This window comes from Citrobacter werkmanii, assembly GCF_008693645.1.
In the GTDB taxonomy this organism is placed as follows: Bacteria; Pseudomonadota; Gammaproteobacteria; order Enterobacterales; family Enterobacteriaceae; genus Citrobacter; species Citrobacter werkmanii.
Window position 1 is genome coordinate 4849068 of sequence record NZ_CP044101.1, and the last position, 16852, is coordinate 4865919.

Here is a 16852-nt window from a genome sequence, read left to right on the forward strand (position 1 = left end):
TGTCGTTGGTAATCAGTGCCAGATAATCAGCGCAACCATGCTGATTAGCACCAGTCCGCATAACGCGCTGGTAAGAATGAACTGGCCGCGAACCCGCTCACAGCGGCGAATAAATTCATCATCATGGTGATCGCGGTAACGCTGAGCGTAGATATACCACACCAGACGCATCTGCTTGTTGGGTTGCCCATGCGAGGTAAAAAATCCCCCACCATCGACATACTGGTAAAGTAATGGATCGCAACCACGAAGTACCACTAACAGTGCGCGTAACGAAGAAAAATAGCGCGCCATATTAACAATGCAAACGACACACAAAGCCCAGAACAACGCAATGGTGCTTATCATATCTCCTCCCCGGCGACCCGCCCACGGAACTCCTTTCCGGGACTACCGCTCCCCGATACCCTACCAATCATTCAGTGAAGAGTGCTACCGAAACCGCTCGTGTTAGTATCACGCATCCGAGCGCCTCTCTAAATAGTGTAGGAGATTAGTTAATTTTTTTGCCAGAAGGTTAATCGCTATCAATGCAATTAACTAAAAAATTTGTTTAACTGCTTGGCAAGCAAGGCGGATTGACGGATTATCCAGGTCGCTATAATGTAAGGATAGTCCTTATATGGTACGTTTTTACGACTGGGCTAGCCCCGCGCATAAGGTTCGCAGGACGCGAATGACGCGGCGGCAAATAAACGCCAGCAGGCTAGTCATCGACAACTTATGGAAGGAGTAACACTATGGCTTATAAACACATTCTTATCGCGGTTGATCTTTCTCCGGAAAGCAAAGTTCTGGTTGAAAAAGCGGTCTCTATGGCGCGGCCTTACAATGCTAAAGTCTCCCTTATCCACGTTGACGTAAACTATTCCGACCTGTACACCGGGCTAATCGACGTGAATCTGGGCGACATGCAGAAACGTATTTCTGAAGAAACCCACCACGCGTTAACCGAGCTGTCCACCAATGCAGGCTACCCTATCACCGAAACCCTGAGCGGTAGCGGCGACCTGGGCCAGGTTCTGGTTGATGCCATCAAAAAATACGACATGGATCTGGTCGTTTGTGGTCACCACCAGGATTTCTGGAGCAAACTGATGTCCTCCGCACGTCAACTGATCAACACCGTCCACGTCGACATGCTGATTGTTCCGTTGCGTGACGACGAAGAAGCATAAAATGCTTGCTGCCGGGAGATAACCCGTCCCGCAGCAAACAGTAAAGCCTGTAAACGCCCGCCCGCGCGGGCGTTTTTGTTTTTATCATTCGGACACAATTAGTACATCAACCCAACAAATAAATCATAATTAGTGTGATCAACTAATTGGATCGAAAACTATCTGTATAATACTCTACCCGCACGGCTAATCGCCGCAGTCTATAACAAAATAAGACTTTTTCGGCGCGTTTAAGTATACGCGTTCATACTTTTCGGGATGGCTTTGAAAGGCGATGGAATATGAATAAAACTGCACCTACGGGCTTGCTGCAGCAACCTCGTCCGTTCTTCATGATCTTCTTTGTGGAATTATGGGAACGATTTGGCTATTACGGCGTTCAGGGCATCCTGGCGGTATTTTTTGTTAAGCAACTCGGTTTTTCTCAGGAACAGGCATTCGTCACCTTTGGTGCTTTTGCCGCACTGGTCTACGGCCTGATCTCGATCGGCGGCTACGTCGGCGACCACCTGTTAGGGACCAAGCGCACGCTGGTACTCGGTGCAATTGTGCTGGCGATCGGCTACTTCATGACCGGGATGTCACTGCTCAAGCCCGATCTGATCTTTATTGCTTTGGGTACCATTGCCGTGGGTAACGGGTTATTTAAAGCCAACCCGGCAAGCCTGCTGTCAAAATGCTATCCACCGAAAGACGCCCGACTGGATGGCGCTTTCACCCTGTTTTATATGTCGATTAACATCGGTTCGCTGCTGTCGCTGTCGCTGGCGCCGGTGATTGCCGATAAGTTTGGCTACGCGGTGACCTACAACCTGTGCGGGGCCGGGCTTATCGTCGCGCTGCTGGTCTACTTTGCCTGCCGTGGAATGGTGAAGAATATCGGTTCTGAGCCAGATCATAAGCCGCTGAATTTCCGTAATCTATTCTGCGTGCTGGCCGGTACGGTAGTGACGATATTTATCTGCGCCTGGCTGATGCATAACGTGAAGATTGCCAACCTGGTGCTGATTGTCCTGTCGATTGCCGTGACGATCATCTTCTTCCGCCAGGCCTTCAAACTGGATAAAACCGGGCGTAACAAAATGTTCGTGGCTTTTATCCTGATGCTGGAAGCGGTAGTGTTCTATGTGCTGTACGCACAGATGCCAACGTCACTTAACTTCTTTGCTATCAATAACGTACACCATGAAATTCTTGGTTTCGCCATCAACCCGGTAAGCTTCCAGGCGCTGAACCCGTTCTGGGTGGTAGTGGCAAGCCCGGTACTGGCCGCGATTTATACCCGTCTGGGAAACAAAGGTAAAGACCTGACCATGCCGATGAAGTTTACGCTCGGTATGTTCCTGTGCTCACTGGGTTTCCTGACCGCCGCCGCTGCCGGAATGTGGTTTGCCGATGCGCAGGGGCTGACGTCGCCGTGGTTTATCGTGCTGGTGTATCTGTTCCAGAGTCTGGGTGAACTGCTGATTAGCGCCCTGGGACTGGCGATGGTCGCCGCGCTGGTACCGCAGCACCTGATGGGCTTCATTCTTGGGATGTGGTTCCTGACCCAGGCCGCTGCTTTCCTGATGGGAGGTTATGTCGCGACGTTCACCGCAGTACCGGAAAACATCACCGACCCACTGCAAACGCTGCCTATCTATACCAATGTCTTCAGTAAGATAGGCCTGGTGACGCTGGCGGTAACGGTAGTGATGGCGATTATGGTGCCATGGCTGAACCGAATGATTAATACGCCAGATAGCAGCAAGTAAGCTTATTTTTTAACATTAACCGCGAGTCATATCGCGGTTTTTTTGCCTTTCAAGTCCTACCCTGTAAGAGTATAGTTTGTACAACCAGGTCATCATGGACGGACATGACCATGAACTATATTGAATTTATTGAGACTTCAATCTTCTCACGCCAACGGCAGGCACTGCTCACCGAGGATGAGTACCGGGCATTTCAGGAAATGCTCATTATAAATCCATTGGAGGGAGATTTAATTCAGGGTACAGGCGGTTGCAGGAAGGTCCGCTTCGCACCTGAAAGTACCAACAAAGGCAAAAGTGGTGGGATTCGCAGTATTTACTATTTTCAAAATGGCGAAGGGCGTATCTGGCTTTTCATGGCTTATCCTAAAAGCAGGAAAGACAGCCTGAGCGGCGAGGAAAAAAACGCACTCAAGGCCATCATTCACCAATTGAAAGAGAGCTCGTTATGAATGATTTCTTTAAAGAACTGATGGAATCGGCAAGCGAGGCCGTTGAAATTAGCCAGGGCCGTAAAGCTGCCGCCCAGGTCACCCGGTATGAACTTCCGGACGTCAAAGCCATTCGTAAACAAGCTAAAATGAAGCAGGATGAATTTGCACAGGCGATAGGTGTTTCATCCTCTTTGATCCAGGCATGGGAACAAAAAAGACGTATTCCTACAGGAACCTATCTTAAGGTTCTCCGCGTTATAGAACGCAACCCAGAAATGGTCAATCTTTTCAAAATAGCCTGAGATACCGCCCGATTGCCTCGCGCTATCGGGCATTTTCACTCACTACCCTTTGCGCGCGTCTATCCACTCCTGCACTTCCACCACAAAGGTGTCCGGTGCTTTGCGGTACATTTTGCGCGCCAGGTCCAGAATCGTATGCTGGCCGAGCGCTTCTTCCATTCGCTGCTGCGCCATATCCATCACCGAACGCACACCGCAAATGCCTTCACAGGCCCACTGCGGTGGATGCTCCTCAAATACCGCCAGCCGCTGACGGATCTCGCGGCACTCAAAGATGCGTTTATCGCCGTCAATGGCGTTGGCCACGTCCAGCACGGTGATCTCCTCCGCCGGTTTCGCCAGTTGGAAACCGCCGCCCTTCCCTTCGCTGCTCCGTACCAGCCCGGCCTTCGACAGACGGGTAAAGATTTTGGCCAGATAGTCATACGGTACGCGCTGCAGCTCGGCGATTTCGCGCACGCTCATATCACGTGCGTCGCCTTTGCTGTCCACCATACACATCAGGCTATGGATGCCGTACTCAACCCCGGAACTGTAAAATGCCATGCTCTTATCTCAGCCAAAACGAATCTGAGTATATTGTAGCTTTTTCGCATCACGCATTCCAGATACCGGATAACACCTGCAAATAGATTAAAATTAAAAACTATATTTATCATAAAGATAATAACAAATTGCCGGACTCAATCCGCGACAGGACTGAAATCTCATTGCAATCTATAACTACGACCAATAAAATCCGAGTAAATAAATCGGAGTCACCAGTGAGATAAGCATCATGCAAAAACAAATTCTGATCGTGGGCGCCGGCTTTGCCGGGATGTGGGCAGCGCTGAGCGCCGCGCGTTTAGCGGATAAAAATCAGCAACATATTGATATCACTGTGATTGCACCGCAGCCCGAGCTGCGCGTGCGTCCACGCTTTTATGAAAATGCCGTTCAAACGTTGGTCGCTCCGCTACAGCCACTGTTCGAGGTCACTGGCATACACTTTTTACAAGGGCATGTAGAACAGATTCTGCCAGGATCCCGCGAAGTTAGCTGGCAAGACACCAACGGAGAAAACCATCTGCATCGCTATGACCGCCTGGTACTGGCCAGCGGCAGCCACGTTAACCGCGACGCCGTTTCCGGTGCCGCCGAACACGCCTTTGATCTCGACCAACTGGAGAGCGCCGCGGTGCTTGAGCAGCACATTAAAGATCTGGCCTTACAGCCGGAGAGTGAGGCCCGCAATACCGTGGTAGTTTGCGGCGGCGGCTTTACCGGAATTGAGATGGCGCTGGAATTACCCGGCCGTCTGCGCGAAATTTTAGGGGCTGATGCTAAGACCAGAGTAGTCGTAGTTGAACGCAGTGCACAACCGGGCGGACGCTGGAGTCAGGCGCTGCGCGATGTGATTATCGACGCTTCCGCCGAGCTGGGCGTGGAGTGGCTGGTCAACGCGGAAGTAGAGAGCGTCGACGCGGCTGGCGTAACGCTGAAAGATGGGCAGGTTATCGCTTCACAAACGGTGATCTGGACCGTCGGCGTCCAGGCGAGCGACCTGACCGCACAGATTAACGCCCCACGCGATCGTCAGGGACGCCTGCATGTGAACAAGAACCTCCAGGTACTGGGTCATGAGGATATCTACGCCACCGGCGACGTCGCCTATGCGGCTACCGATGACAAAGGCAATCATGCGCTGATGACCTGCCAGCACGCCATTCTGCTGGGAAAATTTGCCGGTAATAACGCGGCGGCGAGTCTGCTGAACGTCGCGCCGCTGCCGTATCGTCAGGAGATGTATGTCACCTGTCTGGATCTCGGCACGTGGGGGGCGGTATATACCGAAGGATGGGATCAGCAGGTGAAACTGACGCGTGAAGAGGCGAAAAAGCTGAAGTTATCGATTGTCAGCGAGCTGATTTACCCGCCGAAGGCGGAGCGCGAAGCGGCGTTTGAGATTGCGGACCCGCTGGCGCCGTTTGTTTAAGCCGTAATGCCGGATGCGGCTACCGCCTTATCCGGTCTACAAATAATTGAGAATCGTAGGCCCGATAAGCGTAGCGCCATCGGGCAATCCATTACTCCGTCAGAGGGATTCCGGCATAAATATCAAACCGATGCCCTTTGGTCACCACTGCGTTAGGCGTGGCCACGTCAGCCAGCGGCGGCGCGTAGTCCGGGCGTTTCACTACCACACGTTTAGTCGCTAGCTGACGCGCCGGTTCCAGCAAGCCGTCAGCGTCGAGATCCGGCCCCACCAGCGACTGAAACACGCGCATCTCTTTCTTTACCAGCGCGCTTTTTTGCTTATGCGGGAACATCGGATCGAGGTACACCACCTGCGGGCGTGGGGAAATATCGGTTAACGCTGTCAGGCTTGAGGCATGGATCAGCTGTAAACGTTCCTGAAGCCAGCCGCCAATTTCCGCATCGGCATAGCCGCGCGCCAGGCCGTCATCGAGTAACGCGGCGACCACCGGATTGCGTTCCAGCATCCGCACACGGCAGCCGACGGAGGCCAGCACAAACGCATCGCGTCCCAGCCCGGCAGTGGCATCGACCACGTCCGGCAAATAATCGCCTTTAATGCCGACGGCTTTCGCCACCGCTTCGCCGCGACCGCCACCAAACTTGCGCCGGTGCGCCATTGCCCCGCCGACAAAATCGACGAAGATGCCGCCGAGTTTCGGTTCGTCTCGCTTACGCAATTCCAGATGTTCCGGCGTCATCACCAGTGCCATCAGGTTGTCTTCATCATGCTCCAGCCCCCAGCGGGCGGCCAGAACAGATAAGGCGCCGTCTCCGGCGCCTGTTTCATCCAGTAAACAAATTTTCACGCGAACAATCAGCCCTTGATGCCGTAATGCGCCAGCATGGCGTCGAGCTGAGGTTCGCGGCCGCGGAAGCGTTTGAACAGTGTCATCGGCTCTTCCGAACCACCGCGAGTCAGGATGCTATCGAGGAACGACTGACCGGTTTCACGGTTGAAGATGCCCTCTTCTTCAAAGCGGGAAAATGCGTCCGCCGCCAGCACGTCGGCCCACAGGTAGCTGTAGTAACCCGCTGCGTAGCCGCCAGCAAAAATGTGGCTGAAGGCGTGCGGGAAGCGGCCCCAGGTTGGGCCCGGCACCACGGCGACCTGTTTCTTAATTTCGGCCAGCGTCTCAAGGACTTTCGCCCCCTGCTCTGGGTTAAACTCCGCGTGCAGGCGGAAGTCGAACAGGCCGAACTCCAGCTGACGCAGAATAAACAGCGCCGCCTGATAGTTTTTCGCCGCCAGCATTTTATCCAGCAGTTCCTTCGGCAGCGGTTCGCCGGTTTCATAATGGCCGGAGATAAACGCCAGCGCTTCCGGCTCCCAGCACCAGTTTTCCATAAACTGACTTGGCAGTTCGACCGCATCCCACGGCACGCCGTTAATACCGGAAACACCGGCAGTTTCGATGCGGGTCAGCATGTGATGCAGGCCATGACCAAATTCGTGGAACAGGGTGATCACTTCGTCATGGGTAAACAGCGCCGGTTTGCCGTTCACCGGGCGGTTGAAGTTACAGGTCAGATAGGCAACCGGTTTTTGCAGCGTGCCGTCTGATTTACGCATCTGGCCGACGCAGTCGTCCATCCACGCCCCGCCGCGTTTGTGTTCGCGGGCGTACAGGTCGAGGTAGAAGCTGCCGCGCAGTTCGTTGCTTTCGTCATACAGTTCGAAGAAACGCACTTCCGGATTCCACACGTCAACATCAGTACGCTCTTTCGCGGTGATACCGTAAATACGTTTTACCACTTCAAACAGGCCGTTAACGGCTTTGTTTTCCGGGAAGTACGGACGCAGCTGTTCATCGCTGATGCTGTACAGATGCTGTTTTTGTTTCTCGCTGTAGTACGCGATATCCCACGGCTGCAGCTCTTCAACGCCAAATTCGGCTTTGGCGAAGGCGCGCAGCTGGGCCAGCTCTTTTTCCCCCTGCGGACGGGCGCGTTTCGCCAGATCGGTCAGGAAGTCGAGCACCTGCTGCGGGTTTTCCGCCATTTTGGTGGCCAGAGATTTAAAGGCGTAGCTTTCGAAGCCCAACAGTTGCGCCAGCTCGTGACGCAGCGCGAGGATCTCTTCCATCACCGGGGTGTTGTCCCACTTGCCCGCGTTCGGCCCCTGATCGGAGGCGCGGGTGGAGTAGGCGCGATACAGCTCTTCACGCAGCGCCTGGTTGTCGCAGTAGGTCATTACCGGCAGGTAGCTTGGGATATCCAGGGTCAGCAGGTAGCCTTCCTGCTCTTTGGCTTCGGCCTGCGCTTTCGCCGCCGCCAGGGCGCTTTCCGGCATGCCGGAGAGTTCAGCTTCGTCGGTCACCAGCTTGCTCCAGCCCATGGTGGCGTCGAGCACGTTGTTGCTGTACTGGTTACCCAGTTCGGACAAACGGGTGGCGATTTCGCCGTAGCGCTGCTGTTTCTCTTTCGGCAGGCCGATACCGGACAGTTCAAAATCACGCAGCGCGTTATCGACCGCTTTTTTCTGTGCAGTGTTCAGGGTGGCGTAATGGTCGCCATCACGCAGGTCGCGGTACGCTTTGTACAGACCTTCATGTTGCCCAACCCAGGTGCTGTACTCGGAGAGCAGCGGCAGTGTTTGCTCGTAGGCTTCACGCAGTTCCGGGCTGTTTTTCACCGAGTTCAAGTGGCTGACCGGAGAGAAAATACGCCCCAGCACATCGTCCACTTCCGCAAGCCTCTGGCAGAGATTTTCCCAGGTGTACGGCGCGCCCTGCGCAACGACTCGCTCAACGTTTTCGCGACAATCGTTCAGCGCCTTAGTAACGGCAGGCACAACATGTTCGGGCTGAATTTTAGAAAATGGCGGCAGTTCGAAGGGAGTCAGCAATGGATTGGTCATTAGCGCGGTCCTGTTGAAAAGAGTGAATGAAGCGCGTATCCGGCGCTGTGCATATTAATTTGTACAATGGGGTTAAGTGTAGAGGATTTCAATGCTAACCGTGACGGAAAGACGCCCGGTGGCGCTGCGCTTACCGGGCCTACGGGTAATCTGTGCCGATCTGCTGTAAACTGTGGCAAATCGTCATTTCAGCGGAATTTCATTACCCATGCTCAGTTATCGCCACAGTTATCACGCAGGCAACCACGCCGACGTCCTTAAACACACCGTTCAGAGCCTGATCATTGAATCGCTCAAAGAGAAAGAAAAACCGTTTCTCTATCTGGACACCCATGCTGGCGCAGGCCGTTATCAGCTGAGCAGTGAGCATGCCGAACGTACCGGTGAATACCTGGAAGGTATCGCCCGTATCTGGCAGCAGGACGATTTGCCTGCCGAACTTGAACCCTATATTTCCGTGGTGCAGCATTTCAACCGTAGCGGCCAGTTGCGCTACTACCCGGGCTCTCCGTTAATTGCTCGTCAGCTGCTACGCGAACAGGACAGCCTGCAATTAACCGAGCTGCACCCAAGCGATTTTCCTTTGCTGCGCGGCGAATTTCAGAAAGATGAACGCGCACGTGTGGCCAAGGCTGACGGTTATCAACAGCTAAAAGCAAAATTACCGCCGGTTTCCCGCCGCGGGCTGATCCTTATCGATCCGCCATACGAAATCAAAACCGACTACCAGGCGGTAGTGACCGGCATTAATGAAGGCTACAAACGCTTCGCAACGGGCACCTATGCGCTGTGGTATCCAGTGGTCCTGCGCCAGCAAATCAAGCGCATGATCCACGATCTGGAAGACACCGGTATCCGCAAAATTCTGCAAATTGAGCTGGCGGTGCGCCCGGACAGCGATCAGCGCGGCATGACGGCGTCCGGCATGATTGTGATTAACCCGCCGTGGAAGCTGGAGCAGCAGATGAACAATGTCCTGCCGTGGCTACATAGCAAGCTGGTTCCCGCAGGAACCGGACACACTTCCGTAAGCTGGATCGTGCCGGAGTAATCGCAGCCATCGGTGGAACCTTTTAATTTCAGGTATACAATCGCGAATATTTTGGCGGATGGCGTAACGCTTCTCCGCCCTACAATGAACATGAAGGAGCGGTCATGACCAAGCACTATGATTACATCGCTATTGGCGGCGGCAGCGGCGGTATTGCCTCCATTAACCGTGCGGCAATGTACGGCCAGAAATGCGCACTGATTGAAGCCAAAGAGCTAGGCGGCACCTGCGTTAATGTTGGCTGCGTACCGAAGAAAGTGATGTGGCATGCCGCACAAATCCGTGAAGCGATTCATATGTACGGCCCGGATTACGGTTTCGATACCACCATTAATAAGTTCGACTGGGATAAACTGATCGCCAGCCGTACCGCCTATATCGATCGCATTCATACCTCGTACGACAACGTGCTGGGTAAAAATAACGTTGATGTGATTAAAGGCTTTGCCCGCTTCGTTGATGCCAAAACCATTGAAGTGAACGGTGAAACCATTACTGCCGATCATATTTTGATCGCCACCGGCGGGCGCCCGAGCCATCCGAACATTCCAGGCGTGGAATACGGTATCGACTCCGATGGCTTCTTTGAGCTGCCAGCGCTGCCAAAACGTGTAGCCGTTGTTGGCGCAGGCTACATCGCCGTTGAACTGGCGGGCGTGATTAACGGCCTGGGCGCAGAAACTCACCTGTTCGTGCGTAAACACGCGCCGCTGCGCAGCTTCGATCCGATGATCGTCGAGACGCTGGTCGAGGTGATGAACACCGAAGGTCCGACTCTGCATACTCACGCAATTCCGCAAGCGGTCATTAAAAACGCCGACGGCAGTCTGACCCTGCAACTGGAAGATGGCCGTAGCGAAACGGTGGATTGCCTGATTTGGGCGATCGGTCGTGAACCAGCCACGGATAACTTTAACCTGGCCGTTACTGGCGTGAAAACCAACGAAAAAGGCTACATCGTCGTTGATAAATACCAGAACACCAGCGTGCCGGGGATTTATGCCGTTGGCGATAACACCGGCGCCGTTGAGCTGACGCCGGTTGCCGTTGCCGCGGGCCGTCGCCTGTCCGAGCGTCTGTTTAATAACAAACCGGACGAGCATCTGGACTACAACAACATCCCGACCGTGGTCTTCAGCCACCCGCCAATTGGCACCGTGGGCTTAACCGAGCAGCAGGCTCGCGAACAGCACGGCGATGACCAGGTGAAAGTGTATAAATCCTCGTTTACCGCGATGTACACTGCCGTGACTTCACACCGCCAGCCGTGCCGCATGAAACTGGTTTGCGTGGGTCCGGAAGAGAAGATTGTTGGTATTCACGGCATCGGTTTTGGCATGGACGAAATGCTGCAAGGCTTCGCGGTGGCGCTGAAAATGGGCGCGACGAAGAAAGACTTCGATAACACTGTTGCGATTCACCCAACGGCGGCAGAAGAATTCGTCACTATGCGCTAATTGCACAGGTGTAGACGCTATTCACTACACGCTCAAGTCACACCCCTCCGGCAACCGGAGGGGTGTTATGTCACCTCCGCCCGCGCTATTCGGCCAACGCACGCATCTCTTTAATCAGATCAGATTTCCCTTCAAAACCGATGCCCGGCAGTTCTGGCATGACGATATGACCCTCTTCCACCTTCACTGAATCCGGGAAACCGCCGTACGGCTGAAACAGATCCGGGTAACTTTCATTCCCACCGAGGCCAAGACCCGCCGCAATGTTCAGCGACATCTGGTGACCGCCATGCGGTATGCAGCGTGATGGAGACCAGCCAAACTGCTCCAGTACGTCCAGGGTACGCAGATATTCGACCAGACCGTAGGAAAGCGCACAGTCAAATTGCAGGTAGTCGCGATCCGGGCGCATGCCGCCGTAGCGCAGCAGGTTGCGCGCATCCTGATGAGAAAAGAGGTTTTCACCTGTCGCCATCGCGCCTGGGTAAAATTCTGACAGCGCGGCCTGGAGAGAATAATCCAGCGGGTCGCCGGCTTCTTCGTACCAAAACAATGGATAATCCCGTAGCATTTTGGCATAGGCAATACTGGTTTCCAGATCAAAGCGGCCATTGGCATCGACGGCAAGACGCGCTTCGTCGCCAATTTCAGTCAATACCGCTTCGATACGGCGACGGTCCTCTTCCAACGATGCGCCGCCGATTTTCATTTTAACTACGTTGTAGCCGCGGTTCAGGTAGCCTCGCATTTCCTGACGCAGCGCGCTCAGGTCTTTACCCGGATAATAGTAACCCCCCGCCGCGTAGACAAAGACGCGTGGATTCGCCTCAACGCCCTTCATCTCAGCCAGCAGACGGAACAACGGCTTGTTGGCAATTTTGGCAACGGCATCCCAGATAGCCATATCCAGCGTACCCACAGCCACCGAGCGCTCACCATGGCCCCCCGGCTTTTCATTACTCATCATGACGTCCCAGATTTTATGCGGATCCAGGTTATCGCCTTCGGCATTCAGCAGACTTTCCGGGTCAGCGTCCAGAATGCGGTTACGGAAGCGTTCGCGGATCAATCCCCCCTGGCCGTAACGACCATTAGAGTTAAATCCGTATCCCACCACGCGACGACCCTCTATCTCAACGTCAGTCACAACGGCCACCAGACTGGTCGTCATCTTGCTGAAATCGATATAGGCGTTACGAATAGGGGAAGCGATGGGTTTGGTAATTTCTACAACATCGAGGATACGCATGTTTTCTCCGGCGGGTTCTTAGTCAGTTATGCTCGCACTTACACGCCTGTAAAAAGTGATAACTCATGCCGGTTTATTATTGGCATAATGTATCCAGGCAGCATTTAAGGACGCCATCGTCCTGTATTTCTCCATCTTAAGCAGTGCTCATTTACTGATCTAATGCCAAAGAGGCTGGCTGTAATGCAAAATCGGCATCACCTGGAACTCACCTGGCTTGAAGACTGCGTTGCGCTGGCGCAGTCACTCAATTTCTCTCGCGCAGCCGCTTCCCGATATGTGACGCAGCCCGCATTCAGTCGGCGCATTGTCTCGCTGGAAGAGTGGCTGGGAACGCCCATTTTTGAGCGTAACCGCCGTGGCGTTAGCCTGACTCGTGCGGGGGAAGTTTTCGTCGCTCAAGTGCCCGAACTGATCCGGGCGCTATATACCCTGAGAAATGAAACCATTGAAGCGGCGGGAAATACACGACCGGATGTTATTTTCTCCGCAACGCACTCCCTGTCGTTCTCATTTTTTCCGGCGCTGATGCGTAATAACGAAAAAATCGCCCTTTTCGGCTCATTTCGCCTGCTGTCAGACACGCTCAGCGCCTGTGAAAGGATGATTGAAAATGGGGATGCGCAGTTTCTGCTGTGTTATTACCACCCTCACATGCACATCAATCTTGATCAGACGAAATATCTCAGCGTTCGCCTTGGACAAGAAACGTTATTACCCTACTCCAAATGTGATCCCGGCTCTCATCAGCCGCTCTGGCAGGCTACGGGGGGCAAAAAATTTCCGTTCCTCTCCTTCTCTGCAGAATCCGGTCTGGGGAGGATCCTCTCGAACACGTCACCGGTGAATCATGCCCGACGCGGTATGGACATCGCCTTCACCGCCGATCTGGCCGCCACGCTGCTGGCGATGGTCAAAGCCGGGGACGGCATTGCCTGGCTGCCGGAAAGTCTGGCGGCTCCGGATGTTCAGGCCGGGACGATTGCCGCGGCGGCCCCACAGAAGAGCGGATTATGGATACCCATTGATATCCGACTGTTTCGGCCTGCGGGCAGAATGTCCAGAGCGGTAGAAGAATTGTGGGAAATATTCGTGGGCGAGCAGAGGTAACAAAATATCCGGATGGGAGGAAACGCGCCCATTTTGCATACAAACGAGCGCGTTAAACAACCGATCTTAGTAGGTATTAAAATAATGCTGAATGAGCTCAGGATTTTTCGTTTTTGTCAGGGCTGTCATCAGCAAAACCCGGGCTTTCGCAGGATTTAATGAATCAGACACCAATCCCGGCTGCCCTTTATCCTGTGGAACAATGCCGTTACCCGTTCGGGATGCACGCACCACAATGATTCCCGCTTTCTCTGCTTTTTTAATTCCAGCTTCACTTCTGACAGAAACCGACCCGGCACCGGTTCCGGCATAGACAATCCCATCTACATGATGCGCAATTGCAGCATCATACATATATTCAGGATCGTCCTGGTAACCATAAATAATCGCTACCTGCGGCAGCTTTTTAAGATTTCTTACATCAAAAACGGAACGCAGGGTATGCGTCTTTTCAATGCGAGTTTCAAACTCTGGTTTGCCATTGACGATAACCCCTAAATACCCCTGCTCAGGGGCTTTGAAGGTATCCAGTGTGGTCGCGTTTGTCTTGGTCACAAACCTTGCAGAACCTATGCGATCATTTAAAACCACCATAACCCCCCGACCCCTTGCATTCGGATCGGCGGCCACCGTGACCGCTTCCAGCAGATTCATTGCACCGTCTGCGCTAATGGCCGTCGCGGGTCTCATCGCCGCAGTGAACACCACGGGTTTATCGCTCTTAATCGTCAGATTGAGAAAGTAGGCCGTTTCATCAAGCGTGTCGGTTCCGTGGGTAATAACGATACCGTCAACGTCATCACGCGCGAGCAGCGCATTCACCTGCTTAGATAGCTTTAAAATAATGTCACTGGTCATGTTTTCGCTGCCGATATTAGATATTTGCTGACCATCAACACTGGCAATCTTATTAATTTCAGGCACCGCTTTAATTAATGTCTGAACACCTATTTCACCAGATTTATATCCCGATGTTTGGGTGTTATTTTCAGCGGTACCAGCGATGGTTCCTCCCGTCGCCAGAATTATTATGTGAGGTTGCGTTATCGCACTAAAAACGTTTGAACTGATAAATAACATCGCCGCCGCGATGAATATTTTAATATTCATTTTCATCCTCTGAATTTAATTAATTAGGGATACAGGAAATGCTTCAAAAAAATCAAGCCAGGATTATTTTCCCGATAATAAGGCCAACGACGACAGCAACAATAACATTCACTAAACCAGGCCGCATAAAACTATGGTTAAATACATATTTGCCTATGCGCGTAGTTCCCGTGTCATCAAAAGCAAGCGCAGCCAGACATTGACCCGCCACCGGAATGAAGAAATATCCATTCACCGCAGGCCATGCACCAATGAGCGCATATGCAGGTAAGCCTAATGCCAGCCCCAACGGTAGAAGAATGAGCGTTGTTGCCGCCTGGCTACTGACCATCGCAGAGACAAAAAACATCATGATGGCAATTAACCAGGTATGTTGCTGTAATAGCGTCTGAACCTCTGCCTTAATCAGATCAATATGCCCATTGACGAAGGTTTCGCTCATCCAGGCAAGGCCAAAGGCGCAGACAATCGCCAGTGCCCCCGCGCGAAACACAGTCCCGCTGATAATTTGGTCCACCGGAGGTCGGCATATCAAGACTATCAGACAGGCAAAAGAGAGCATTGTTATCTGGATCGCTGCCGACATCGATAACGGTTGCAGCCCTTTTGCCGTTTCCACTACCGGTCGTAATTGAGGAATAATCCCTAAGAGCACAATCACCACGGCACTCATCAAAAACAGTACGACAGAGAGCTTAGCGCGAAAGGTAACTTCAGTTTTATCGTGTTGTTTCTGAGCAGGCTTTATTAAACCCTCCGCAAGCCTGCGTTGATACTCTGGGTCATCTTTTAGCTCTTTGCCTTTATTAAAGGTCGCTAAGGCCCCCATCGCGACACCCACTAACGTAGCGGGAACGCAGATCATCATAATTGTAGAAATGGATATCCCTAACGGGGCCATTAAACCAATCATTGCCGCCATCGCCGCCGATATTGGACTGGCTGTGATAGCCTGCTGCGATGCAATAACAGAAATGGATAATGGCCGCTCAGGACGGATCCCCGAATCACGGGCGACTTCAGAAATAACCGGTAATAAACTATAAACAACATGCCCCGTTCCGGACATAAAAGTGAAGATATAGCAAATAAAAGGCGCCAGCAGCGTAATATAACGAGGATGACGGCGCAGAATTTTCTCTGCCAGTTTAACCAGTAAATCCAGACCACCGGCGGCTTGTAATGATGAGGCAGCTAAAACAACCGAAAGAATAATAAGAATAACGTCAATCGGCGGTGTGGATGGGGTCAGGCCAAAAACAAATACCATGACGCCAACACCGAGTCCCCCGACCATGCCTAAAAACACACCGCCAATCCTGGCGCCAACCATTAAGGCTAAAAGAATAAAACACAATTCCGTCCAAAACATACTTCCTCCTGGCTTATCTGGAGTGAATGTTGGGTTACATGAGTGGAACAGCGTTAACAGGGTTAATACGGTTTACCAAAACCGAATGCACCGTAATCAGACAAAACATTCGCTGCAGATTTACCACCAGCCTGCATGGCGCACAGCACCCTTTCTCGATCGGGCTCAGCTGTACCTGATTGGATAATGGAGAGCATAAATCCGGTTAAAAACGCATCACCTGCCCCCAGGGTATCTACTGGCTCAATATATTTCGGCGTCCAGTCAAGAAAACCACCAGCGGAAAAATAATAAACACGTTCATGCCCGCAGGTTGCAATAATATGTCGACAACCGTATTGGTAAAGCTTATTTATTTTTTCTTTGGTTTCATCTGGTGAGATGCCACTACAGGAAATGAAGCCATAATCTACCCATGGGCATACTCTTGCGAAATAATCATCGGTGCCACGTCCAGAAAAATCGAATGATATCATGATATTTTTCTGTTTTATTTTTTCCAGCTCACTTTCAAGATAACCATTAATACTGGTGTGAACTAAGTCAAAACTGGCAATGTATCGCAGATCATCCACCGTCAGCATGAAGGGATGTTCGCGTAAAACACCATTTTTATTACTGGTGACAAACTCACGATCGCCATTATTGAGGCGAATACAGGCGTAACCGTTCTCCCCCTCATAATGCCGACTATGGGTAATATCTATCTGTAACTTATGCAATACATCTTGTATATGTTTTGCCGCGTCATCATTCCCAAACGCCCCCATGAAGGCGCTTGAAGCACCGGCTTGCTTTGCGTAGACAGAAAAATTTAAGGCATTGCCACCTGGATACATCATTCCAGAATGAAGGTATTTATCGACGACATTGTCACCTATACCTATTACGCGAATACTCATAATAATACCCTGCTCTATAAAATCTTAAAAAGCGTCCCTGCTTTTACCTTAATC

Annotated in this window: 16 protein-coding genes; 8 read left to right on the forward strand and 8 right to left on the reverse strand. The window is 52.3% G+C overall.

Annotated features, from left to right (window positions below):
• Positions 1-12: 12 nt before the first annotated feature.
• Positions 13-348: a universal stress protein UspB gene (gene uspB / locus FOB24_RS23875; protein WP_003023371.1), complete on the reverse strand. Its 336-nt coding sequence runs from the start codon at positions 346-348 to the stop codon at positions 13-15.
• Positions 349-740: 392 nt separating this feature from the next.
• On the opposite strand from uspB, the gene uspA reads away from it, so the two are divergent.
• From uspA to nadS, 4 genes are all read left to right on the forward strand, one after another.
• A complete protein-coding gene (gene uspA / locus FOB24_RS23880; RefSeq protein WP_003023368.1) occupies positions 741-1178 on the forward strand; it encodes a universal stress protein UspA in 438 nt (145 codons plus the stop codon).
• 281 nt (positions 1179-1459) lie between these two features.
• Positions 1460-2932: a dipeptide/tripeptide permease DtpB gene (dtpB, locus tag FOB24_RS23885; protein WP_087857169.1), complete on the forward strand. Its 1473-nt coding sequence runs from the start codon at positions 1460-1462 to the stop codon at positions 2930-2932.
• Positions 2933-3042: 110 nt separating this feature from the next.
• Positions 3043-3384 (forward strand): type II toxin-antitoxin system RelE/ParE family toxin, encoded by a 342-nt coding sequence (locus tag FOB24_RS23890; protein ID WP_317889574.1) that lies wholly within the window; start codon positions 3043-3045, stop codon positions 3382-3384.
• On the forward strand, positions 3381-3668 hold the full coding sequence (nadS, locus tag FOB24_RS23895) for a NadS family protein (RefSeq protein ID WP_087050783.1): 288 nt from the start codon (positions 3381-3383) through the stop codon (positions 3666-3668). Before FOB24_RS23890 ends, nadS begins: the two co-directional genes overlap by 4 nt.
• A 42-nt stretch (positions 3669-3710) precedes the next feature.
• On the opposite strand, the gene FOB24_RS23900 is transcribed toward nadS, so the two are convergent.
• Positions 3711-4214 (reverse strand): RrF2 family transcriptional regulator, encoded by a 504-nt coding sequence (locus FOB24_RS23900; protein ID WP_087857171.1) that lies wholly within the window; start codon positions 4212-4214, stop codon positions 3711-3713.
• 232 nt (positions 4215-4446) lie between these two features.
• On the opposite strand from FOB24_RS23900, the gene FOB24_RS23905 reads away from it, so the two are divergent.
• Positions 4447-5646 carry an NAD(P)/FAD-dependent oxidoreductase gene (locus tag FOB24_RS23905; RefSeq protein ID WP_150345533.1) on the forward strand — a complete coding sequence of 400 codons (1200 nt, stop codon included), beginning with the start codon at positions 4447-4449 and terminating at the stop codon, positions 5644-5646.
• A 91-nt stretch (positions 5647-5737) separates the two neighbouring features.
• On the opposite strand, the gene rsmJ is transcribed toward FOB24_RS23905, so the two are convergent.
• Both rsmJ and prlC read right to left on the reverse strand, forming a co-directional pair.
• Complete coding sequence (gene rsmJ / locus FOB24_RS23915) at positions 5738-6496, reverse strand: 16S rRNA (guanine(1516)-N(2))-methyltransferase RsmJ (RefSeq protein ID WP_150345534.1); 759 nt, start codon at positions 6494-6496, stop codon at positions 5738-5740.
• Between the two features lie 8 nt (positions 6497-6504).
• On the reverse strand, positions 6505-8547 hold the full coding sequence (gene prlC / locus FOB24_RS23920) for an oligopeptidase A (protein WP_137351198.1): 2043 nt from the start codon (positions 8545-8547) through the stop codon (positions 6505-6507).
• Between the two features lie 208 nt (positions 8548-8755).
• Between prlC and FOB24_RS23925 the strand changes: the two genes are divergently transcribed.
• The gene (locus tag FOB24_RS23925; protein ID WP_038635089.1) at positions 8756-9598 is read left to right on the forward strand and encodes a 23S rRNA (adenine(2030)-N(6))-methyltransferase RlmJ; all 843 of its coding nucleotides are present in this window, start codon (positions 8756-8758) and stop codon (positions 9596-9598) included.
• A gap of 104 nt (positions 9599-9702) precedes the next feature.
• A complete protein-coding gene (gorA, locus tag FOB24_RS23930) occupies positions 9703-11055 on the forward strand; it encodes a glutathione-disulfide reductase (protein WP_042311770.1) in 1353 nt (450 codons plus the stop codon).
• A gap of 85 nt (positions 11056-11140) precedes the next feature.
• On the opposite strand, the gene FOB24_RS23935 is transcribed toward gorA, so the two are convergent.
• Positions 11141-12304 (reverse strand): mandelate racemase/muconate lactonizing enzyme family protein, encoded by a 1164-nt coding sequence (locus FOB24_RS23935; protein WP_150345535.1) that lies wholly within the window; start codon positions 12302-12304, stop codon positions 11141-11143.
• Between the two features lie 183 nt (positions 12305-12487).
• Here FOB24_RS23935 and FOB24_RS23940 point away from each other — a divergent pair, with 183 nt between their 5' ends.
• Entirely contained in the window at positions 12488-13414 is a 927-nt protein-coding gene (locus FOB24_RS23940) for a LysR family transcriptional regulator (RefSeq protein ID WP_150345536.1), read from the forward strand.
• 66 nt (positions 13415-13480) lie between these two features.
• Here the strand turns inward: FOB24_RS23940 and fraE are convergent, their stop codons facing one another.
• The 3 genes from fraE to FOB24_RS23955 all read right to left on the reverse strand — a co-directional run bounded on the left by fraE (position 13481) and on the right by FOB24_RS23955 (position 16798).
• Positions 13481-14524 carry a fructose-asparagine asparaginase gene (fraE, locus tag FOB24_RS23945; RefSeq protein ID WP_150345537.1) on the reverse strand — a complete coding sequence of 348 codons (1044 nt, stop codon included), beginning with the start codon at positions 14522-14524 and terminating at the stop codon, positions 13481-13483.
• 52 nt (positions 14525-14576) lie between these two features.
• On the reverse strand, positions 14577-15896 hold the full coding sequence (locus FOB24_RS23950; protein WP_038635104.1) for an anaerobic C4-dicarboxylate transporter family protein: 1320 nt from the start codon (positions 15894-15896) through the stop codon (positions 14577-14579).
• 62 nt (positions 15897-15958) lie between these two features.
• Positions 15959-16798, reverse strand: a complete 840-nt coding sequence (locus FOB24_RS23955; protein ID WP_038635106.1) for a fructoselysine 6-kinase — start codon at positions 16796-16798, stop codon at positions 15959-15961.
• Positions 16799-16852: the final 54 nt, after the last annotated feature.